The sequence below is a fragment of the Okeania sp. KiyG1 genome, from assembly GCF_014132355.1.
Lineage (GTDB): Bacteria > Cyanobacteriota > Cyanobacteriia > Cyanobacteriales > Microcoleaceae > Okeania.
Genome location: NZ_BLZO01000057.1, coordinates 60,292 through 83,451, shown reverse-complemented (window position 1 = coordinate 83,451; position 23,160 = coordinate 60,292). Strand labels below are relative to the sequence as shown.

Here is a 23,160-nt window from a genome sequence, read left to right as displayed (position 1 = left end):
CAGTATCAAAAAACTTTTCAGATATCCTCTTAATCTATTCTATGTCTATGTACCTGAAGTTGCTACCTCGTCATTTTTGAAAGCACCACAAAAATTCAGAACTTTTTCAGATAGTATTTCATAAAAAATTGTGATACGATATATACATTGGGGGTTGTTCGCCCATACACATGACTTTTTATTCAACCAAGAAATGATTGGTAACAGTAAGCGATCGCAACAACTTGTTGAATCTAAATCTAGATTAATCTAGCCTTGTTGAATTACAAAGCGTGCTTAACCAAACCTATAGTTAAGGTTTTTATTACTAAATTATTTAGGCTTAATACTAAGTATTTATGACACAAGAAATTACTATTACTATACCAGATGAAAGCTTCTCAGCACTGGAAATTACTCCCGAAAATTTGAGTGCAGAAATTCGTTTAATAGCTGCAATTAAATATTATGAAATGGGTAGAATTTCTACAGGTGCTGCAGCAGTCTTTGCTGGTATTCCCAAGGTGTTATTTTTAACAAAATTAGGGGATTATGGCGTTAACACTTTTAAACTAACTGAAGCTGAATTAATTGAGGATTTGGCTAATGCCTAATGTTATTAGTAATACTTCCCCTATCCAGTATTTATATCAGACAAATTTACTTTAATTATTACCTCAACTTTATGGAAATATTATTCTACCCCAGGGGGTCATTTCAGTTATCAGTTATCAGTTATCAGTTATCAGTTATCAGTTATCAGTTATCAGTTATCAGTTATCAGTTATCAGTTATCAGTTATCAGTTATCAGTTATCAGTTATCAGTTATCAGTACCTCATAGATTAAAGAACTGCTATATCATAATAGTTACCAAACCTATTAATGGTGAATCTGGAAAAAATATGCCAATATAAAACTAAATTAAAACCACCATGAAATTTATCAATCCCAAGGTCGATTATGCCTTTAAAAAAATCTTTGGCTCCGAATAAAGCAAAGACATTTTAATTAGCTTTCTCAATGCGATAATTTATGGAGGCAAAAAAGTAATTCAATCTCTAACAATTCTTAATCCCTTTAATCCCGGTCAATTGAGTAGGGGCGAATGGCCATTCGCCCCTAATTTAGACATCAAAGCAGTTTTAGTAGATGGCTCAATTGTAGTTATTGAAATGCAAGTAGCTAGAATGGCTGGTTTCAACAAACGAGTTGCTTACAACCTGGCTAAAGCTTATGCCAATCAGTTAGAAACTGGAGAGGATTATCTGCTACTAAATCCAGCCATAGCGGTCACAATTACAGATTTTATTCTGTTTGAAAAGAGAGATAATTTTATCAATAAGTTTGTGTTTAAGGAGGAGACTAAAAATTTTGAATGTCTTGATAAACAATTACGATTAATTTTCTTAGAGTTGCCGAAATTTAAGAAAGCTTTATCAGAGTTAAACAGTTTGACTGATAAATGGATTTATTTTCTGAAAGAGGCTAACAGATTGGATAGTATTCCAGAGAATTTAGGAGAAGTTTCGGAAATAGAAAAGGCTTTAAATATTGCTAATAGAATTAATATGACGGTAGAAGAATTAGATATAGTTGAGCGTCGAGCAATTGCAATGCAAGATGAAAGAGGACGGATAACTTATGCGGAAGAACAAGGAGAAGAAAAAGGAAGGTTAAATCAAACAATTGCTCTAGTTATACGTTTACTGAAAAAGCGTTTTGGAGAAATTCCGGCGACAATAGGTAGTCAGATTGAAGATTTGCTTTTGTCTGATTTGGAAAGTTTAACGGAGGATATTTTGGATTTTAATAGTTTGGAGGATTTAGAAAGTTGGTTACACGAACATTCGCCTTCTTAATGGGTGCATCTCAATTTTGAATAAAGCCAAAAATTTATCGCTTTTAGGCAACAGGCAACAGGCAACAAGCAACAGGGAATATATAGGAAAAAAGTATTTTTGCAAATATGAGATGCACCCTTCTTAATTGAATAGATTAGAATTTGTTTCATTCAAATAAAAGAGGAGATGTTAACGAAGTCAGAAGTCAGAAGTCAGAAGTCAGAAGTTATTTTTGTAACGGGGATTTGAGCGACTCACCAAAAATATTTCGCCAATCAAGGCGGGGTTTTAGACCCATATTATTTTGATAAAAAATAGGAAGGGAAAAAGCCACCTTGACCTTAATTTTTGAATCCTCTTTTTATAGTGCTATTTTTGATATAGCATTTCTCATAAAGATGAGGTACATTTACGATCCCCCTAAATCCCCCTTAAAAAGGGGGACTTTGAAACCTCCCCCCTTTTTAAGCGGTTCCCCCCTTACTAAGGGGGGTTAGGGGGGATCTAAAACTGTATCTCATAAATTAGAGAAGCGCTATAATTGAGATAAATCCTATCTATTTTACTAATCGTCATAACTGTTAGAAAAACTCATAATTTTTCCATCCAATTAATACACTTTTGTAACTGTTGTTCCATGGTTTTTGTATCAGCATGATATCGATGACCGTGACCAGGTAATATCCATTCAAAACTATAAGGTATGAGTTTACTTATAGATTTAATTTGTTCTGACCAAGAATACCCACAATAACGACGAAAAGCATAAAGTTGATTTAAACCACTAGACCAAGCTAGATGGTCGCCTGTAAATAAAAATTTTCCATATAGTAAGACTGTATGACCTTTACTGTGACCAGGTACAGGAATAATTAATAAATCAGGACTTAGGGAAAATGGTTCTGTACCAGTTAATTTTATTTCTACATCATTAGTATCTGAAGAAATATCATCTACATGAAGGATGCGATCGCAGTTAAAATGTTCTCTAAATTTTTGATGGTCTGCTACGTCATCTTGGTGGGTTAAATACATATATTTAATTCCTCCCATTTCTTCTAAACGCTTCACTAATGAAGGTGAAAATTGGGGTGAGTCAACTAAAATGTTTCCCTCTGGTCTGACAATAAAGTAACTCGCTGCACCAAAAGATTTTTCTGAATGATATCCACAATGATAAACATTATCTGTTACTAAAATTGGCAAGGTTTGCTGAATTTTTTTAATATCTTTTGGTGCTTCAATAGTACCGATAGAATTTGTCGGGCAAGATAGTAAAGCTTGCATTGCTTCTTGTCTTTCTTTGTCGTTTTCTGGTTGATGATAAACTGCCGACTTATCTCCACTTCGATGAAAAACTGTAGGTGACATCCAGCGACAAGTATCACAGTCTATACAGGTACTATCAACGTATATATCGCCATGAATATTTTCAGTACGTCGTAATTGAATTTTAGCCATTTTTACCTATTTTAAAAAGTTTATTATGAATTATGATTAATTTTGTAAGCATTTAGCTATTAGCGGTCAGCGGTCAGCTTTTTATTTTTGCTTAACCTGTTAATAATAATACCATTTCTCAAAAACTTTTCTACACTTTTTTAAGTAGGGGATTCATTAATGGATAATGGATAATGGATAATGGATAATTACCTCTTCCTTTTAGGGAGAGGATTGACTAAAAGGAAAAAAATTATTTTTTTCCCCTTTAAAGGCTATGCTTTATAAACATCTTTCTTAACATAAAACGTAGAGATTAGATGGAAGTTATGTGTTAATCATTGAATGGTTATTCCGGGAGAGTAAACGTATTTAATTAGGGCTTGCTGAATAAATCTAAAAGTATTGACATATATAACGTTTGAGAATTTTTTAGTTGAAGGTAGTCCAACCTTTTAGGTCGTAATGGTTCAAAAAATTAGCATTTTAGGCGCATAGTTGTGCAGAAAAATTAAGGGACTATTCTTCCTTCTAATTCCGCACCGAAAACCCTTTAAAAGTTAACTATTCCCTATTCCCTATTCCCTATTCCCTAGCGCTATAACATTTTCCGAGCTATAGCAATCAGGAATTCAGATGTGAGAATTTGAATGGTAAGCATTCAGCTATTAGCAGTCATCTATTCCTACGAAATGCTACGCAAACAGCAATTAATAATGAATAATTACTTCTCAGATTGGAGAAGGAGACTTTGACAGTAACTTTTTGTTCAAACCCAATTTCAAAGGCTGCTTTTACCTTTCCCAACATTAATAGCTGAAGTCCGCAGTTCCGACCTAGGAGGCTAGCTAATAGCTGACGGCTGACTGCTTACTTTGAATGGGGTGCATCTCTTATGTGCACAAATACTTTTTTCCTATATATTCCCTGTTCCCTGTTCCCTGTTCCCTGTTCCCTAAAAGCGATAAATTTTTGGCTTTATTCACGCATTGAGATGCACCCCTTTGAATGTTCCTTCAAAGTAGAGAATATAGCAGTTATCATGTTCATATATATTCATTTTTTTCTTTTTTTCTTTTTTCTGTTCCCTGTTCCCTGTTCCCTAAAATTATCCAATATTTCACAACTTAAATCATATTGCTATAAAAATAATTGATAATGGATAATTGATAATGGATAATTACCTCTTCCTTTTAGGGAGAGGATTGAATAAAAGGAAAATTTTTTCTTGTTTCTCCTTTAAAGGAGAGGATTTTTACCTTAATTATTCGGTAAAATCAAAAAAATATATTTATATAGATGGTTTATGCTGGACATAAATAAAATTTTAGCTCAAGAATTAAATATCAATTCTCAAAGTATTAAAAATTCTTTGGAGCTGTTAAATGGAGGGGCGACTATTCCTTTTGTGGCTCGCTATCGGAAAGAATATACAAATTCTTTGGATGAAACTCAATTGCGAAATATTTGGGATAGATTTACTTATCTTCAGGAACTTGAAGAAAGAAAAAAGGTGATTCTCAAAGCAATTAATGATGCTGGTAAACTTACTGATGAACTACAGGAAAAAATTGAGTTATGTCTACAAAAAACAGAACTTGAAGACCTTTATCTTCCCTATAAACCAAAACGACGGACTAGGGCGACAATTGCTAGGGAAAAAGGTTTAGAATCTTTGGCAGAATTTATTAAATCTCTGAATAACCCTCAAGCAAAATCTACATCTATTGAGCAAGAAGCTGTTAAATATATTGATGAAGAAAAAGGTGTAAAAAATATAGAAGAGGCTATTCAAGGAGCATCTGATATTTTGGCAGAATCAGTGGCAGAAAAAGCTGAGTTACGTTCTTACATCAGAGAATATTTTCTCAAATCTGGTTGTTTTAGTTCCAAAATTAAAGATGATTATCCTGAAGGTACGACTAAGTTTGAAATGTACCGGAATTTTCGGGTAAATGTTAAAGATATTGCTCCTCATAATATGTTGGCTTTGTTACGAGGAGAGAGTGAAGGGGTATTAAATCTAGAACTTGATTTTGACCGAGATTTTGTACTGTCTTACTTAGCAGATTCAGAAATTAAAACTAGAGTTAAAGAAGTCAGAAATTTTTATCAGGAAATGCTCAAAGATGCTTTGAATCGTTTGATGAAAAATTCTTTAATCAATGAAGTTCGAGGACAAAAGAAAGCTGAGGCGGATATTGAGTCAATTAAAACTTTTGAAACTAATCTCAAAGAGTTATTATTATCTCCACCTGCAGGGATGAAACCTACTTTAGGAATTGACCCAGGATTTAGAACGGGTTGCAAAGTTGTTGTGTTAGATGAAACGGGAAAATTCTTAAAATATCAAGCAATATTTCCCCATAAATCTGCGGCGGAAAAACAACAAGCTGCTACAACTATTAAGCAATTAATTCAAAAGTACAAAATTGAACTTATTGCTATTGGTAATGGTACGGCAGGAAGAGAAACAGATGAATTTATGACTGAAGTAATTTCTACTTTGGATAAAAAACCAATAAAAGTCATAGTAAATGAATCTGGTGCTTCAATTTATTCCGCTTCTAAAGTAGCAATAGAAGAATTTCCCGACTTAGATATTACAGTGCGGGGAGCTATTAGTATAGGCAGACGTTTACAAGACCCTTTAGCGGAACTGGTAAAAATCGACCCGAAGTCTATAGGAGTCGGTCAATATCAACATGATGTAGACCAAAAATTGTTGAAAAAAAAGTTAGATGAGACAGTAGAAAGTTGTGTAAATTATGTGGGAGTAGATTTGAATACTGCTTCAAAAGAACTACTAATTTTTGTTTCTGGTATGAGTTCGACAGTCGCTAAAAATTTAGTTAAATATCGGAATGAAAATGGAGCTTTTAAGAATCGTCAAGAAATTTTGAAAGTGTCAAAATTGGGAGGGAAAACTTTTGAACTTTGTGCTGGTTTTTTAAGAATTCGGAGCGGCGAAAATCCTTTAGATAATACCGCAGTACATCCAGAAAGTTATTCAGTTGTAGAAAATATAGCTCAAGATTTAGCTGTATCGATAAATCAGATTAATCAAATCTCAAATAGAGTAAAATCTCTGGATTTAAAAAAGTATGTAACCGACAAAATTGGCGAACCAACACTCAAAGATATTATTAGTGAATTGGAAAAACCAGGACGCGACCCTAGAGCAGAATTTAAGTATGCAACTTTTAGAGAAGGTATTAAAGAAATTAAAGATTTAGAAGTAGGAATGGAGTTGGAAGGAATAGTAACTAATGTCGCTAATTTTGGCGCATTTGTTGATGTGGGAGTACATCAAGATGGGTTAGTACATATCTCTCAATTAGCAGATTATTTTGTTAAAGATCCAAAGCAAGTTGTGAAAGTTGGGCAAGTAGTAAAAGTAAGAGTTTTGGAAATAAATGAAAAGTTAAAACGAATTGGGTTATCTATGCGAAAGTAATATCATGAAAAATTTAGTTAAATATCGGAATGAAAATGGAGCTTTTAAGAATCGTCAAGAAATTTTGAAAGTGTCAAAATTGGGAGGGAAAACTTTTGAACTTTGTGCTGGTTTTTTACGAATTCGGAGTGGTGAAAATCCTTTAGATAATACCGCAGTACATCCAGAAAGTTATTCAGTGGTAGAAAATATAGCTCAAGATTTAGCTGTATCGATAAATCAGATTAATCAAATCTCAAATAGAGTAAAATCTCTGGATTTAAAAAAGTATGTAACCGATAAAATTGGCGAACCAACACTCAAAGATATTATCAGTGAATTGGAAAAACCAGGACGCGACCCTAGAGCAGAATTTAAGTATGCAACTTTTAGAGAAGGAATTAAAGAAATTAAAGATTTAGAAGTAGGAATGGAGTTGGAAGGAATAGTAACTAATGTCGCTAATTTTGGAGCTTTTGTTGATGTGGGAGTACATCAAGATGGGTTAGTACATATCTCTCAATTAGCAGATTATTTTGTTAAAGATCCAAAGCAAGTTGTGAAAGTTGGGCAAGTAGTAAAAGTAAGAGTTTTGGAAATAAATGAAAAGTTAAAACGAATTGGTTTATCCATGCGAAAGTAAGTTTAAATAGGAGTCAGGAGTCAGGAGTCAGGAGTCATATCACATCCGGTTGAATACTTATTATATAGTTGGGAGTGGGGGAGTAGGGGAGTAGGGAGTAGGGGAGTGGGGGAGTAGGGAGTAGGGGAGTGGGGGAGTCGGTCCGATTAAATATTGAAGTAATTATAGAAGTATAAACAGATATTATATAACCAGATTCTATGTGCAACCCCACTGGATTTGATATCAGGAGGAAAGAAAGAAAAAGAAACAGCAATAGAAGAAGAAAGTTTTTTGTCGCGTAAGTGGAACGGAGTTCTATCACGTAGCGGCACTAGACCAGGATGCTCACACTAAAAAAATAATTTATCAAACAGGATTGGGTCGCGCAACTCCACCTTTGAAGGCGAAATATTTTTGGAGCGGAGATCAAATCCCTGTTACAAAAATAACTTCTGACTCTCTTGGTGCGCATTCCCTCTCTTGGTCAGCATTCCGCAAGCGAGCTGGCGTCGTCGCGGGGTCGCACCGCTTCTGACTTCTGACTTCGTTAATGGTGGTGGTGTATTGTCATTATTTTTGTTAACAGACACGATAGTGGGAGCATCTTGCTCCCGTACTGTTGCTCCCGTACTGTTGCTCCCATACTGTTGCTCCCGTACTGTTGCTTCCGTACTTTCTAGACCAGGATGCTCACATAAGAGAAAAGAGACTATTCCTGATGTCAAGTCTCCTTATACCATTTTGAAAAAAGAATGTTACGAATAATAAGCACCATAAAAAGACTTTCAAATAAAGTCTATTTCACGAAAAAGGTAATTTTAAACATCAAAAATGGTATTAAATCTATGCATTCTGCATTCGCGCATTCGCGCATTAGAATAAATACCCTAACTATTTGTAGCAAACATTTATCAATTTGGTATTATTCCTAGTGCAGGATGGGGGAAATAACTGGTTGCAAAATCGCGCGAACAATTACAAATCAAAAATGATTGACTTTTAAATGCATAACTTTTAACTTCCAGGTAGCGGCACTAAACCAGGATGCTCACACTCAAAAAAATAATTTATCAAACAGGATTGGGTGGCGCAACCCCACCTTTTAAGGCGAAATATTTTTCGAGCGGAGTTCAAATCCCCTACTTCCCTCCTGGGAGGGGTTAGGGTGGGTTGGGAGGGGTTAGGGGTGGGTTGGGAGGGGTTAGGGTGGGTTAACTTCTGAGTTCTGACTTCGTTAAGGGTGGTCGTGTATTGTCATTATTTTTTGTTACCAGACACGATAGTGGGAGCATCTTGCTCCCGTACTCTTGTTCAATAATAAAAATAAAATCAATTATCACACAGAAGTTACGGAATAATTAATAATTAATAATTAATAATTAATAGTTGATGGTTAATAATTATTCATTCAACAATTCACGCCTTGAAGCCGACCCTTTTAAGGGGATAAAGCGGTCGTTTGCGGAGCATGACCTAGGATGGGATGGCTCCGAAACCTGCGCCATATCCAATCGACCAAGAGAATCAAAAAAAATCCTTTTAGTCAATCAATTCCGTTTTAAGAAGAGGTAATTATTAATTGTTAATTGTTAATTGCTGAATAATTCTTTCTCTCTACTTCCTATATGTTGTCAGTTTATTAATTTATGTAAAAAAAGAATATTTGTATACTGCAATACTTCAAAGAATATCTACTTATATCTATCTTCTTAATAAATAGGTGAGGATAAATAAAGGCAATATTAAGGAGGAGGTTTTTAGAACTCGTAAGCGCTAAATTATTTATAGATAATAAATCAATGCAAATGCGAGAAATAAAAATTAAATCAATCATATCATGTCCGGATAATTAGTAATTAGTTATGAAAAAACTATCCTTTCTGTACAGGGCAAATCTTTTTATTTTCCCTACTCCCAAATTCCCTCCTGGGAGGGGAGGGGCGAGGGGTGGGTCCCTGCTCCCTAATCACTTATAAATAATTATTCAACCGGACATGATATCAAATCAAATGATTACAAAATTAACTGATGAATTTATACCAGTCTATGGACCAGTAAAATCTTGGCGATATGGTCGCTCTCTAGGAATAGACCCCATAGGCAAAATTTCTACCTGTTCCTTCAATTGTGTTTACTGTCAATTAGGAGAAATCGAACAAAAAATAAGCGATCGCTCAGTCTATGTCTCTACCACAGAAATATTATTAAATCTACAAAAATTTGCGCCGTGGGATGTAGATATTATCACTCTGAGTGGCAGTGGAGAACCAACATTAGCTCTGAATTTAAAAGAGATTCTACAAGAAACGAAAAAATTAACAAACAAACCAATATTAGTATTAACAAATGGCACAACTTTAACTAATCCAGAAGTTAAATCAGCCTTAGCTTTAGTAGATCGAGTATCAATCAAAATAGATGCAGTAACCTTCAAACAACTACAAGGAATAAATCGACCCGCAGAAATATTAAATCTGTCAGATATCTGGCAAAACATCAAAGATTTTCGAGATAAATATCAAGGTAAATTAGCAATCCAAACAATGATTTTATCTCCATGGAATACTCAAAACAAAATAGAATATATTAACTTGATAAAATCTCTCAAACCAGATGAAATTCAACTTAACACCCCCACTCGACCTAAACCCATAAAACGTCAATTAGATGGCAGAGGAAATCATACAGACGATCGTCCTTATGCAGTACAAAAATTAAAGTGTATTAGCCCAGAAAAGTTACAAAATTTTGCAGAAGAAATTCACAAAAATACTAACATTCCTGTTCGTTATAAACAGAAATAACATCCTGGTTGTTTGACTATAAAAAAAGCATTAAATAGAAATATGAGTAACTTAACAGCCAAATTATCAACCACAACACCAGTAGAAATTCCATCAGGATATCTCAATATTATGGGCTATATTGATGAATCCGAAGTCAACGGTCCTGGTTGTCGTGCTGTAGTATGGGTACAAGGTTGTAAACGTGGATGTACTGGATGTTTTAATCCTGATTCTTGGTATTTTGATATTAACCAATTAATAAGTATTGAAGAACTAGCAAATAAAATACTAAATAATCCTCGGAATACAGGAGTTACATTTTCTGGAGGGGAGCCTTTTTTACAAGCATCAGCACTAGCAGAATTAGCAGAAATCTTAAAAGCTCGTGGTTTAAATGTAATGTCTTTTAGTGGGTTTACCCTCAGAGAATTGCAATCCAAAAATGCCCCAGAAGGAGCTGAAAAATTATTATCTCAGTTAGATATTTTAATTGACGGACCATTTATAGAAACTTTAGCTATTCATTCTCCTAATTCCTTAGTTTCTTCTAGTAATCAAAGAGTGAGAGTATTTAATCCAGCATTAAAAAATCAATTAAATTGGGCAAGCGATCGCCTAGAAATTCATGTACTGAAAGATGGTAGTCGGATATTTACTGGTTATTGGGGACAGTTAGGTTTGGGCGAGAATTAGGGTTTGCGCTCAAAAGTCTTTTAGTAGGGGTAGGAGACAGGAGACAACCCACCCCTCGCCCCTCCCCTCCCAGGAGGGGAATACAGGAGAAATGGGAATGAGCGAGGAGATAGAAGTAAGAATTGTCCCTTGATTTTTCTGCCCAACTATGCGCCTAAAATACTAACTTTTAGAGCGTTTTAGAATGAAACAGGCGCACTTCTTTCGACACCAAAAAGGCTAAAGTCTTTATATATCAATGCTTTTAGATTTAATCAGCAAGCCTTAATTAAAAATCAGCAAGAACTTATCATACAAGTTTGATAAATGTTTGCTACGAATGATAAGTGTGATTAAAATACAAGTACAGGAAATATCTCTTTGACAAAAAAGAGAATTTATGACCTAAAAATTGGTACTGAAGCCATTCCCATACGACTCCTGACTCCTGACTTCCCCTCCCCTCCACGGTCGGGGTTAGGGGTGGGTTGGGAGGGGTTAGGGGTGGGTTGACTCCTAAAAAATACCCTAGCTATTTGTAGTAAACATTTATCAAATTGATATTAGACATCTCCAGAAAAGAGGGAATAGGGAATAGGGAATAGGGAATAGGGGGGAAAGAACTGATAATTTCTTTACGATAATTGATTTTATTTTTGATTTTTGGAGATGTCTATTATATCGTGTCCGTTGGTATCGTTTGTGTAAAAGTTGGGGAAGTATCTACCGTCATATAAGGTTTTTCCTTGCTTTGTAGGGGCGATTCGCGAATCGCCCCTACTTCTTCCTTACCTTCTCTATACAATACCGATGCTACCGGACATGATATTACTCAGAAAACAAAAAATATAGTAATCCTCAGTAGATATAAAAACTTAGCCATTGTGCAATAAACTTACTCAATGGTAAAGTTTCAAACCTGAAATTGGATTGCTATATTTTTCAGTCAAATTGATAATAATTACTTTGCCATCTAAATCTAGCAAAAGTAATTATTTCTTTTTCTTGATATCACGAGCCATACTTTTGAAATCTAGTCCACTATTAGAGTTACTAACGGTACGAGGTTTTACAGGAGTAGAGTTAAATGTAGAAGATTGTGTTGAACTAGAAGTAGATGTGCTAGAAGAAGCAGTTTTAGTTTCTCCTATAATTTCTTTCACTTGCATAGAAGAAGCACTCTTTTCTGTCTCTCCTTCTATCAAGTTAATCTTACCTGCTGCTTTGGGATAGCTCCTCTTAACTGCGATAGATTTCCGCATAAAATCTACATCACCAAGACTACTTGCACTATCTGCATCTAGGAAAAAAGCTTCACCGCTACCCTGATCTTCGGCCTTCTTACCGCTAAATAGTCCAAACAATGCTCCGATAAATCCACTCATTTGTTTTTATCCTTATGTATTATGTTGATATTGTTATGTTATTTGACATACTCCACTCCCTAAAGTGAGTGGATTCTCCCATACTCGTGCATCAGGGATTACTGGATCATTCAGACCACTTAACTATCTCTACTCACGCAGTAGCTAGCCAGAGGTGGAGTTGTCCCCAGTCGTTCAGGTGGTTAACCTCAGTTCTCGGATGCCCTCCGATACTGCTTTACCAGAAATACAGTTTGATTAAATAATTTGTACTTCGTTAGTTTTCCTTACTTTGTAAAATATTATCATAAATTATCACAAATATTCACAAATATTCTCATAATTTTTTCAATCTTCCAAAAAGAGTCAGGAGTCAGGAATCAAAAGTCAGAAGTCAGTGCCGCTACGCGGAAGTTCAAAGTCAAAAGTTATAGCAGAAGAAAGAAGGAAGAAGGAAGAAGGAAGAAGGAAAAGTATTACGTTGTCTGAGTTTTAAGCTTTTGACCTGTCCTAACCTTTACTTCGACTGCTATAAAAGCGAGTGTGTAATTCTGAGGTTTCCTCAGAATGTAAGACACACTCAATACAGTCAAAAGTCTTGATTGGTAAGGCTTTTAGGATTTTGTAACTGGTTAGTTATTTCTACCATCCTGCACTAGGAAGTTAAGAAGAGAGAGTTTTAAGGTATAAGGAGGGGAGATTCATAAGTAGCATAATTTTTTGTATTTCATATAAACATCAGAATAATTAACAATAATACCATTGTGAAAAAAGAATGTTACGAATAATAAGTGCAATAGAACTCCATTCCGCTGACGCGACCAAAAGACTTAACAGTATATGTCCCTTTGACAAAAAAGAAAATTTATGAGGTAAAAACTGGTATTGAACCTATTCATTATGACTCCTGACTCCTGACTTCCCCTCCTGGGAGGGGTTAGGGTGGGTTGACTTCTAAGAAATACCCTAGATATTTGTAGCAAACATCTATCAATTTGGTATAACTGGGGTGCTAATTATCAAAAAAAGTTATTCAGAATAATTGAAGTGTCACCTAAGTTAAGCATTATTTTTTCACCCTTCGCATCATAGAGAATGATGACCCAAATACCCAAATATCGAGATGACAGACAAAATATAGAAGAGACTCAAAAGTAAAACTCTGAGAAATTATTTCCCAATACAAAAGCGACTAAAAATTTTATCTAAAACAGACTCCGTTACATCCTCTCCCGTAACCTCCCCCAAAGCATAAATTGCTCCCCTTAAATCTATAGTCCAAAAATCTAGAGGTAAATTATTTTTAATTGTATTTAAACATTGCTCCAAAGCCACCTTTGCCCTAGTTAAAGCTGCTTCTTGCCTTTGATTAATAGCAAAATCTAGATTTTCTGCCTGCAAATCACCCAAATTTACAGAATTAATAATTGCTGCTTCCAGTTCCTCAATTCCTTGATTATTAATCACTGCTGTAGTCACAACATTCTTAATAGTTTCTGGATAAAAAATAGACTCCATAAATTCCGACTTAACCAGGTCAACCTTATTAATTATCAAAATTAAAGAACGATGTTTTACCTGCTGATAAATAACCTCATCTAACTCCGTCCACCCAGCACTAGCGTCAATAGTCAATAAAACAAGGTCAGCAGACTCAGCCGCTCGACGCGATCGCTCCACCCCCATTTTTTCCACCTGGTCCTCAGTTTCTCGAATACCCGCTGTATCCAAAACCTGCACCGGGATACCACCCACCACTAACTGAGACTCTACCACATCCCTCGTAGTGCCAGGAAGATTAGTCACAATAGCGCGATCGCTACGACTCCAGGCATTTAATAGACTCGACTTGCCCACATTCGGACGTCCGATAATAGCCACCTTCAAACCATTGCGTAACAATTCCCCTTGATTTGCACTTGCTAATATTCTTGACAAATCTACCAAAATACTATCCATTTTTTGACTTATTCCCGACTCATCCAAAGGTGGTAAATCTTCCTCAAAATCAATGCGAGCCTCTATCTCTGCTAAAATATCAATACAGTTAGCCCTTAACTGACGAATTGGACTAGCTAACTTACCTTGCAAACCAGCCAAAGCAACTTGAGCAGCGGCAGGAGACTGAGACCCCACAAGATCCGCAACACTTTCCGCCTGAGTCAGATCCAGTCTTCCATTTAAAAAAGCTCGTAAAGTAAACTCCCCTGGTTGTGCCAGTCTTGCCCCTGCCTCAATACATAATTGTAATACTTTTTGTATGGGAATAATTCCACCATGACAGTGAAACTCAACTATATCCTCACGAGTATAAGAACGAGGAGCTTTCATAATTAATAACAAAGCTTCATCTACTAACTGCCCAGTTTGGGGATGGCGAATATAACCATAGAGAATGCGGTGAGTTTCCCAAACCTGCTTCCCTGGTGCATGAAATAGAGTTTTAGCAATTTTCATTGCCTCAGAACCAGACATCCGGACTATCCCCACACTTCCTTGTTGGGGGATAATAGCAGTAGCGATCGCGGCAATAGTAGTCATTTTTTTCAGTTATCAGTTATCAGTTATCAGTTATCAGCAGGAAGATGGAAATACTGAGTTTGATTTTTTTCTGTGAGAATAATTATAACAATAAAAATCATCAGAATATTAATAGGAGAGAAGCACCCAGTAGGGGCGAATGGCATTCGCCCTTATAGGTAGTGCATAATTTCAGATTTTGTGTAAGTCTTGATAAAGTTAGCGTGGGTATCTACAGGAAATTTAAGCTTTTTTCTTGCCTGTTGCCAGATGAGCTGTTGCCTATTTACTATACAATACCGATGCTACCGGACATGATATAAGTCCTGTCTATATTATACCTGACTCCTAGCTACATTTTGTTGGGTTGCACTGTCGCTTAACCCAACCTACAATTAATTAAATATCAAACTACAGAAAAACTACCCCATGGCTGCTAAGGACTTTCATCACGATACTGTCAAAACTGCCTTAATAAAAGATGGTTGGACTATTACTGACGATCCACTGGTTCTTAGAATTGGCATTCGTAACGTCTTAGTTGATATGGGTGCCGAAAAATTGATTGCTGCAGAACGAGGTGCTACAAAAATAGCTGTTGAAGTCAAAAGTTTTATGAGTGCTTCTCTAGTTAATGAGCTGAAAAAAGCATGGGGGCAATTTTTTTGCGTTGCTGATTCTGGGTATGATTTTGCCCCCCGAGCAAGCCAATTTTGGGGGGAATAAAACTCTAAAAGTCCCCCTTTTTTATCCCCCTCCCGTCCCCCTTGGAAAGGGGGAAGCCAGAGGATGCTTCGCTTTTTGTTGAACGGGGGATTTAGGGGGCTTAACCAGAACCAAACAATCGCGCATTCATACTTCAATTCAGCAACGCCTTTTTTTTATATACAGGACTTACGCAAACTTGTAGATAATACGCTATCTGTAGAGGGCGAATGCCATTCGCCCCTACCAGATATAGTGTTTATGCGTAAGTCCTGATATAGTAGAATACTTAAGAAACAAGACTCGTTACGTCAAATATATTTGGCAGTCGAGCGCAATGTTTTTGAAACTTTCTTTAAGCAGGAAGTTGGAGAACTGCTGTTAGAATAACCTGGTTTTCGCCTGTTTGTTTTTGATGCCAAAATGGAGGAAATTATTCAATGGAAACCACAAGTCAACTCTTAGATCTGGAAAAATGGCGTGAAACACTCATAAAAATCTTGCAATACTACGCCGATCTCCCTTACCGCTATGGTGATGTGAAAACTTATGTAATTGTTAGTAGCGATCGCAACCATTTTCTATTAGTCAACGAAGGATGGCAAAATGGTCTCCGTTTATATGGTACGGTTGTTCATGCTGAAATCAGAAATGATAAAATTTGGATTCACCACGATGGTATCGAAGATGGCATTACCGATGAACTTGTGGATGCAGGAGTACCGAAGGATGGAATTGTACTTGCTTTTCATCCTCCTGAGATTCGTCAACATACTGGGTATGGGGTGTAATTTCAGTTATCAGTTAACAGTTATCAGTTATCAGTACCTCTGCTTGAAGTCAGAGACTTGAAATATTGAACTTGATTTTCTCTTGGTGATCGTTATTATTAACCTAACTGTAGGTTGGGTTGAGGTACGTTAGCGCCAGCTTATCCGTTAGGATAAACCCAACAACATCAGGACTTACGATAGATATACAGCGTTTTCCATTGTTATGAGCTACACCTATCGCGGGCAAGATGCCCGCACTACAATATTTTCACTATTCATCTTGTACATCATTTGCCCGAAATATGCTAAAATCTTACTTTTAACTTTTGACTTTTAACTTCCGTGAAATGCTATGAATATGTTCAAAAATATCTCACAAACTTCTCAGCAACTACTATCTAAACTGACTACAAAAAAATCTCTATCAAATAGAGATAAACCACCAAAATTGTATAGATATGGGCGATATTTATACTGGCGCTTCATTCGGATGCGGGGAACTCCAGAATATATTGCTAGGGGTTTAGCGACAGGGGTCTTTGCCGGATTATTTCCAATTTTTGGTCTGCAAACCATAGTGGGTGTAGCACTAGCAACTTTGTTCCGGGGTCATAAAATTGCTGCCGCTGCTGGTACTTGGGTGAGTAATCCTTTGACTTATGTACCAATTTATGCAATTAACTTTCAAGTTGGTAGATTATTACTCAACTCTAAAGAGGAATTTATGCCTGATAGTATTATTTCATTTCAAGAGTTAATGAAATATGGAACTCAGTTTGTAATAGCTCTATTTTTAGGTTGTTTTGTCATGGGTATAATTTGTGGAACATTCAGTTATTTTGTAGGGTTAAAATTGATTTGTTTGTGGCGTCGCGATCGCGGAAAAAAATCCTCTTCAATTGATTAACAATTTTCCCGATCAAAGCAATTCATAAATGCTGTTTTCTCTTCTTTACTATTGCCCATTTCCTTTTATTAGAAAAATATGACAAAATAGGAATGCTCAATACTCGTACTAAATATGCTAGTTGACAGAACACTACTAGGTCGCTACCGAATTACCGATTTTTTAGGTGAAGGTGGATTTGGAGAAACCTATTTGGCCGTAGATATGGCTTTACCAGGCCATCCCCAATGTGTTGTTAAAAAACTGAAGAAAAATCCTCATCCAGAAGTTTTACAGATAGCACGACGGTTATTTGAAACAGAAGCAAAAACTCTATATGAATTAGGGCAACACGAGCAAATTCCGCAGCTATTAGCACATTTTGAGGAAGATGGTGAATTTTATTTAGTTCAAGAGTTTGTTAAAGGACATGATTTGGATGAAGAAATAATTCCTGGCAAGTTATTAGATGAAACTTCTGTAATTCGGCTTCTTCAAGAAATACTAGAAATATTAAAGTATGTTCATAATAATAATATCATTCATAGAGACCTTAAACCTTCAAATTTAATGCGTCGCGAGCAAGATAATAAGCTGGTGATGATTGATTTTGGAGCGGTGAAAGAACTCAGCGTTTTAAGCTTAAATAAGCAAGGAAAAACAACTCCTACTATTGCTGTTGGTACTCCTGTATATATGGCTCCTGAACAAGCAAATGGCTTTCCTAAGTTATGTAGTGATATTTATGCTGTTGGGATTATTGCCATCCAAGCAATTACTGGTTCATATCCTCAAGAAATACAAAAAGATCATACTGGTGAAATTATTGGTTGGGAAAATTTTCAGATTAGCAAGCAGTTAGCAAATGTTCTGAAAAAAATGGTGCGCTACGACTATAAAGAACGCTATAAAAATGCTAGTGAAGCTTTGCAGGCTCTGGTAAATATTTCCCCAAAGGAACGTAAGTTTCCAATTAAAGTTATTATCACTTCAGTATTTGCTGCAATAGCTGGAATATCTTTATTTGCTATTATAAAAATCAAAATCCACAACCAGAATTAATCGGAAATTACAATCAGCTAGAAAAACATTTAAAAACTCAAGATTGGCAAAAAGCAAATCAGGAAACTATAGATATTATGCTGAAAGTAACTAAACAAAATAGTGAAGATGGTGAAGCTTTTTTCAAAGTAGATGAAATTGAAAAGTTTCCCTGTCAAGATTTAGTTCGTATTAATCAACTTTGGCAAGAATCTTACCAGAAAAAGTTTGGTTTCAGCGTTCAAAAATCTAAGTATGAAGAAACAGGTAATGTAATAGGGGAATACAAGGAAAATACTTTTAATGAATTCGGTAAGACAGTGGGTTGGCAACAAGAAGGAATCTGGATATCTGACCAAGAACTTAATTTTTCTAGTGAAGCATTACCAGGTCATTTACCTAGTAGTGCAATCCTTAGAGATACCTTGCGGAAAGGGGAATTATTCTCTCGCATGAATGCCTGCTCAAGAAACAGGTAATTAGGACTTACTTACCTGCAAAATATTTCCGTCATTGCGACCGACAGGGTTTGCGGAGCATTCCGGAACGGAAAGCAGTCTCAAATCCTAATTTTTCCTACCTTATGCGTAAGTCCTGGTAATATCAAATTCGGTAGCATTGGTATGATTTTAGATAGTTAGAAGTCAGAAGTTATGAGGGAATATAATTTAGAAATATTTGGTAATAGCTAAAGATATAACATTTGGTTTATCAGAAATTATACGGATTTAATATAATTTGTAGTTGACAAACAACCGTGTAATTTCTAGCTTGACAGTTCTTAAATCAAGTTGTTATTTTTAGGATGAATTTTTAGGAATTTAACTGGTAACTTCAGATTATAAATTCTAGTCTTAGCCTTACCTCTCTAGAAACATTACAAAGAATCATTTATGAAACTTAAATCTATTCTGTCAGCCATAGCTGCAAGTGCAGTTGCTATTGGTAGCATTGCTACATTTAGTCAATCCAGCTTTGCTCAAAGGGGCAAAACAGTCTATTTTTGCGGAAAAAGTAGCACAGGTATACCTACTACCTATGCTCGTACTGCAAGTGGAAAAAGAATTCCCATAATTAGCTGGCAAAAACCTTGGAGTAATGAATTTACTCCTGAAAAACGCTGTCAGATTGTTTCTCAGAAGTTCCAGAAAGCTGAAGAAGAAGGGGTTTTGAATTATCTCACTAGCGCAGTTGCCAGCAACTCCAATGTTATTTGTGGTACTCGTCGATATGGCGGACCATGTAACATAGTACTATTTACCTTAAGGGATGAAGATCAGCCTAATGAAGTGCTTGGCGCACTTTTTGGTACAGGTTTTAAAGCAAGTGGTCCACTGATTCAAAGTGAAGATGGTTCTCCTCGGGATTACTATGATGTTGCTTTTATGCTCACTCAAAAATCAAAATTAACTACTAAGTCAAGATAATTTTGGCTTTGTTCATATTTTAGAGGGGTGACTATTATAGCCACCCTCTAATTTAGGTGTATACAAGAGGTTGTCTGAGAAGTCTCATTTGCTACATCACGCGCCCCCGCGCATCCCCCAAAATTGGGGGACTTTTACCAGCTAATAGATTCTTGTTCCCCCCAGAATTGGGGGGCTAGGGGGGCAAAATTCAGTATTAAACAACTTTTCAGATGTCCTCTAAAACAAACAGAACTTAGGCATCAGATTTATAAACCACATTGTCACAACCGAAAACTCGTAGGGACCTTGCATGCAACGTCCTTACAGTGATATACCCTAATTAAAATCGCTGCAAATTATTGGGATTATAGGAAAAAATAATGATACCAGGAAACAAAAAATATAAATCACTAACTCTAATCGCTAGCATAGGAGCAATATTAATCTTACCCATTGTTGGCTACGAAATTAGTATTGCTACTCCCAAAGTTATTGCTCAACAAGTCACTTCCGAAAAATCAGCCGAGCAATTACAAACCCTAGCAAAATCTATTACTGTTAAAGTTTTATCCGGAGAAAATAGGGGTTCGGGAATATTGATTCGCAAACAAAATGGAGTTTATACCGTTTTAACTAACCAGCACGTTATAGAAAACGGAGCGTCTCACCAAATAGAAACCCCTGATGGTAAAATTTACCAAGCTAAAGCTGTTCCTGAAGCCAACTTTGGCAGCAATGACATGGCATTGTTGCAATTTAATGCTAGTCAGAATTATACTGTCGCTTTTCTAGGGAACTTAAAAACTGTTGAGAAAGGTTCTCCAATATATGTAGCTGGATTTCCTTTTGAACCTGAATCCTCGGATGCAAATGGATTTATTTTCCAAACAGGCAGAATTTCCTTAGTATTACCAAAACCATTAGAGGGAGGTTATCTCATTGGCTACACTACTGATGTTGAAAAAGGTATGAGTGGGGGACCAATACTCAATAGTCGGGGTGAAGTTGTTGGCATTAATGGTATTTTTGCACAAGCTCTCAGTTTCAGTCGTCCTTATGTATATGAAGATGGCACTCGCCCCAATGATGACCTAGAAGCTCGAATGAGACGCTCCAGTTGGGGAGTTCCCGTAGATAAGTTGGCTCAACTTGCTCCCCAGTTGGCCTCAGACAATACTGTAACACTAACAGTTGAGAAGCGTTCCCCAGAACCGATGGCTCCATTAGCAGAAAAAGTTAATGGTATTGCCCAAAAGGTTTCTGTATTAATTACTAGGTCAGACCAGGAAAATGGTTCAGGAGTAATTGTTGCAAAAGAAGGAAATACTTACTATGTGCTGACTGCTGGTCATGTTGCTAATGGGAAGGGGCTGAAAGTTTTCACCCACGATGGTCAAGAATATGTAGTTGATTCTAACAAAACCAAAAATTGGAGTAAATCTCAAGGTTTAGACTTAGCACTTTTAGAGTTTACAAGCAACCAATCCTATCAAGTAGTCACTATAGGAGACTATGCTAGAGGAATAGAAGACAGAGTAGTTTTCCTCTCAGGATGGCCAGCATCAAAACAGCCCACAGCAGCAAACCTAGAGTCTGACCGTCAATTTAATGCTGGCTACCTTTTAGGTCTAGGTGGGTTTAACTCAGCAAAAGATGAGCGTTCTTTTATTTCGGGTTTTGGGTTGGTCTACGGCAACTTCTCAGAAAAAGGTATGAGTGGTGGACCAGTATTAGATACAGAAGGTCGTTTAATTGGAATTCATACAGCAGCAGAATCAGTGGAGGGAGATGAAAGTCCAGTTTTGCAAAGGGATTCACAGAAACCTATTCTTGAAGTAGGTTATAGTTTAGGAGTTCCTATTCGCACCTTTTTGGCTAAACTGGAACAGGAAAAAATTAACCTCAGTATTAACCAACAGACTTCTTTGCCACAGCGACTAGACGCTGCAACTCAAGATTTAGTTATTAGTGACTTAATCAATTTACAAGAACCACAAAGTAATGCTACTGCAGTTGAATGGCTTAATTATGGTAACAAATTGTGGCGATTACGTCGATATGAAAAATCACTGGAAGCTTTTGAACAAGCAATTTCAATTGAACCAGATTTTTATCTAGCTTGGTATTCTCATGGCTGGACGTTAATGCGTCAGAAAAATTATCTAGAGGCAATAAAATCTTTGACAGAAGCAGCAAAGTATGCCAAAAATCTACCAGAGGTTGAATATAAGTATCGAGCATTATCTCAAGCTTGGCGTCAAAAGTCTAGTGCCCATTTCGATTTAGGACAATACAATGAATCTCTGCAAGCTTTGGAACAGGCGATCGAATATACGCCTAATGATTTTATTCTTTATCAATGGAAAAGCAGCGTTCTAAAGTATCTGGGATTGTACCAAGAAGCTCTGGAAGCTGCCGATCAAGCGATTGAAATGAATCGTGATAACTCTTATGGTTATCTCAGACGTGCTTGGGCAAGAGTCCACCTGGAAGATTCAGAAAAAACAACCTGGGAAGAGAAAGACTACGAAGAAGCGATCGCAGATATCAATAAGGCATTAGTTCTGAATCCAGGTAATGCCTTTACTTACACCCTTAAAGGACAAATATACACAAGGAAGGAAGACTATGCTCAAGCAATCGAATATTTTGATCGAGCTATAGAAGCGGAGCCAGATTTTGCTACTGCTTACGCAGAGCGAGGATTTGTTTACGCGAAACAAGGAAATAGACAGAAGTTTACGGAATATTTAGAAAAAGCTTTACGCTTACAACCCGATCATGGTGACCTTTACAGGATTCGCGGTAATGGCTATTTTGCTTTGAAGGAAAAGCAGAAAGGAATAGATGATTACGACAACGCCATCAAATTCTCCTCAGACCTACAGGCAAGCGCGCACCAATACTATAATTGGCGTGCTCAAGCACTTTATCACCTAGAAGACTATGAGGCAGCTTTGACAGATGTCAACAAAGCCATAGAATTGAAACCAAATTATGCCTTATATTATACTAACCGAGGCGATGCTTACTTTAAAATGGGAGAAAAGCAAAAAGCAATAGAAAGTTACAACAAAGCTATCAGTCTCGACCCCGAATCAGCCCATGAACGCTATAATGTACGTGCTCAAGCACTTTATCAGCTAGAAGATTATGAGGCAGCTTTGGCAGATTATAACAAAGCCATAGAATTGAAACCAGATCATGCCTTATATTATGCTAACCGAGGCGATGCTTATTTTCAAATAGGAGAAAAGCAAAAAGCAATAGAAAGTTACAACAAAGCTATCAGTCTTGACCCTGAATCAGCACATGAACTCTATATTTCGCGTGGTAATATATTTCTTAGTTTAGGAGACTATGAGGCAGCTTTGGCAGATTACAACAAAGCGATAGAATTGAAACCTGACAATGCTTTGTATTACGGCGAGCGAGGAGCTTTATACTTCCAACAGCAAAAATATAAAGAAGCGATCGCAAATTTCACTGAAGGAATTCGCTTACAACCAGAAGATGCTAGATTTTATGAGTGGCTAGGTCGCTCATACAGTGAAAGTGGAGAAAAAGTAAAAGCTGTTGAAAATTTCCAGAAAGCAGCAGTTCTATATCAGCAACAAGAAAACACTCAAGGATATCAAACAGCAATGGAACAACTAGAAAAGATTCAGGAACAATAACAGT

General features: G+C 36.4%; 19 protein-coding genes and 1 pseudogene. 16 read left to right on the top strand and 4 right to left on the bottom strand.

Annotated features, from left to right (window positions below):
• The first annotated feature begins 130 nt into the window (after positions 1-130).
• The 4 genes from SAGCYANO_RS47485 (at position 131) to SAGCYANO_RS10675 (ending at position 1,840) form a co-directional block, all read left to right on the top strand.
• The gene (locus SAGCYANO_RS47485) at positions 131-253 is read left to right on the top strand and encodes a hypothetical protein (RefSeq protein WP_255502529.1); all 123 of its coding nucleotides are present in this window, start codon (positions 131-133) and stop codon (positions 251-253) included.
• Between the two features lie 85 nt (positions 254-338).
• On the top strand, positions 339-593 hold the full coding sequence (locus SAGCYANO_RS10685) for a UPF0175 family protein (RefSeq protein WP_202220061.1): 255 nt from the start codon (positions 339-341) through the stop codon (positions 591-593).
• Complete coding sequence (locus tag SAGCYANO_RS10680) at positions 593-895, top strand: hypothetical protein (RefSeq protein WP_202220091.1); 303 nt, start codon at positions 593-595, stop codon at positions 893-895. The genes SAGCYANO_RS10685 and SAGCYANO_RS10680 overlap by 1 nt, the downstream gene beginning before the upstream one ends.
• An 87-nt stretch (positions 896-982) precedes the next feature.
• Complete coding sequence (locus SAGCYANO_RS10675) at positions 983-1,840, top strand: Rpn family recombination-promoting nuclease/putative transposase (protein WP_375339912.1); 858 nt, start codon at positions 983-985, stop codon at positions 1,838-1,840.
• A 573-nt stretch (positions 1,841-2,413) separates the two neighbouring features.
• On the opposite strand, the gene SAGCYANO_RS10670 is transcribed toward SAGCYANO_RS10675, so the two are convergent.
• Positions 2,414-3,283, bottom strand: coding sequence for an MBL fold metallo-hydrolase (locus SAGCYANO_RS10670; RefSeq protein WP_202220060.1), 870 nt, complete (start codon positions 3,281-3,283; stop codon positions 2,414-2,416).
• A 1,285-nt stretch (positions 3,284-4,568) separates the two neighbouring features.
• Between SAGCYANO_RS10670 and SAGCYANO_RS10665 the strand changes: the two genes are divergently transcribed.
• On the top strand, positions 4,569-6,719 hold the full coding sequence (locus SAGCYANO_RS10665) for a Tex family protein (RefSeq protein WP_202220059.1): 2,151 nt from the start codon (positions 4,569-4,571) through the stop codon (positions 6,717-6,719).
• Between the two features lies 1 nt (position 6,720).
• A pseudogene (locus tag SAGCYANO_RS10660) lies at positions 6,721-7,341 on the top strand (S1 RNA-binding domain-containing protein); the annotation flags it as partial.
• Positions 7,342-7,760: 419 nt separating this feature from the next.
• On the opposite strand, the gene SAGCYANO_RS10655 reads toward SAGCYANO_RS10660, so the two are convergent.
• Positions 7,761-8,048: a hypothetical protein gene (locus SAGCYANO_RS10655; RefSeq protein ID WP_202220057.1), complete on the bottom strand. Its 288-nt coding sequence runs from the start codon at positions 8,046-8,048 to the stop codon at positions 7,761-7,763.
• Positions 8,049-9,332: 1,284 nt separating this feature from the next.
• On the opposite strand from SAGCYANO_RS10655, the gene SAGCYANO_RS10650 reads away from it, so the two are divergent.
• Together SAGCYANO_RS10650 and SAGCYANO_RS10645 are read left to right on the top strand one after the other, a co-directional pair.
• Entirely contained in the window at positions 9,333-10,127 is a 795-nt protein-coding gene (locus tag SAGCYANO_RS10650; RefSeq protein ID WP_202220087.1) for a radical SAM protein, read from the top strand.
• A 42-nt stretch (positions 10,128-10,169) separates the two neighbouring features.
• The gene (locus tag SAGCYANO_RS10645; protein WP_202220056.1) at positions 10,170-10,802 is read left to right on the top strand and encodes a 4Fe-4S single cluster domain-containing protein; all 633 of its coding nucleotides are present in this window, start codon (positions 10,170-10,172) and stop codon (positions 10,800-10,802) included.
• 971 nt (positions 10,803-11,773) lie between these two features.
• Here the strand turns inward: SAGCYANO_RS10645 and SAGCYANO_RS10640 are convergent.
• Together SAGCYANO_RS10640 and mnmE are read right to left on the bottom strand one after the other, a co-directional pair.
• Positions 11,774-12,166 (bottom strand): hypothetical protein, encoded by a 393-nt coding sequence (locus SAGCYANO_RS10640; RefSeq protein ID WP_202220055.1) that lies wholly within the window; start codon positions 12,164-12,166, stop codon positions 11,774-11,776.
• Positions 12,167-13,315: 1,149 nt separating this feature from the next.
• Positions 13,316-14,686: a tRNA uridine-5-carboxymethylaminomethyl(34) synthesis GTPase MnmE gene (mnmE, locus tag SAGCYANO_RS10635; RefSeq protein ID WP_202220054.1), complete on the bottom strand. Its 1,371-nt coding sequence runs from the start codon at positions 14,684-14,686 to the stop codon at positions 13,316-13,318.
• A gap of 408 nt (positions 14,687-15,094) precedes the next feature.
• Here mnmE and SAGCYANO_RS10630 point away from each other — a divergent pair, with 408 nt between their 5' ends.
• The 8 genes from SAGCYANO_RS10630 to SAGCYANO_RS10595 all read left to right on the top strand — a co-directional run bounded on the left by SAGCYANO_RS10630 (position 15,095) and on the right by SAGCYANO_RS10595 (position 23,156).
• Complete coding sequence (locus SAGCYANO_RS10630; RefSeq protein WP_202220053.1) at positions 15,095-15,391, top strand: element excision factor XisH family protein; 297 nt, start codon at positions 15,095-15,097, stop codon at positions 15,389-15,391.
• Positions 15,392-15,655: 264 nt separating this feature from the next.
• Positions 15,656-15,760: a hypothetical protein gene (locus SAGCYANO_RS50200; RefSeq protein ID WP_202220086.1), complete on the top strand. Its 105-nt coding sequence runs from the start codon at positions 15,656-15,658 to the stop codon at positions 15,758-15,760.
• Positions 15,761-15,810: 50 nt separating this feature from the next.
• Complete coding sequence (locus tag SAGCYANO_RS10620; protein WP_202220052.1) at positions 15,811-16,161, top strand: XisI protein; 351 nt, start codon at positions 15,811-15,813, stop codon at positions 16,159-16,161.
• A 340-nt stretch (positions 16,162-16,501) separates the two neighbouring features.
• Positions 16,502-17,050, top strand: coding sequence for a DUF2062 domain-containing protein (locus tag SAGCYANO_RS10615; RefSeq protein ID WP_202220085.1), 549 nt, complete (start codon positions 16,502-16,504; stop codon positions 17,048-17,050).
• Between the two features lie 114 nt (positions 17,051-17,164).
• Complete coding sequence (locus SAGCYANO_RS10610; protein WP_202220051.1) at positions 17,165-18,091, top strand: serine/threonine-protein kinase; 927 nt, start codon at positions 17,165-17,167, stop codon at positions 18,089-18,091.
• Positions 18,025-18,549, top strand: coding sequence for a GUN4 domain-containing protein (locus SAGCYANO_RS10605; protein WP_202220084.1), 525 nt, complete (start codon positions 18,025-18,027; stop codon positions 18,547-18,549). Before SAGCYANO_RS10610 ends, SAGCYANO_RS10605 begins: the two co-directional genes overlap by 67 nt.
• A 414-nt stretch (positions 18,550-18,963) precedes the next feature.
• A complete protein-coding gene (locus SAGCYANO_RS10600) occupies positions 18,964-19,497 on the top strand; it encodes a COP23 domain-containing protein (protein ID WP_202220050.1) in 534 nt (177 codons plus the stop codon).
• Positions 19,498-19,859: 362 nt separating this feature from the next.
• On the top strand, positions 19,860-23,156 hold the full coding sequence (locus SAGCYANO_RS10595) for a serine protease (RefSeq protein ID WP_202220049.1): 3,297 nt from the start codon (positions 19,860-19,862) through the stop codon (positions 23,154-23,156).
• The last annotated feature ends 4 nt before the right edge of the window (positions 23,157-23,160 follow it).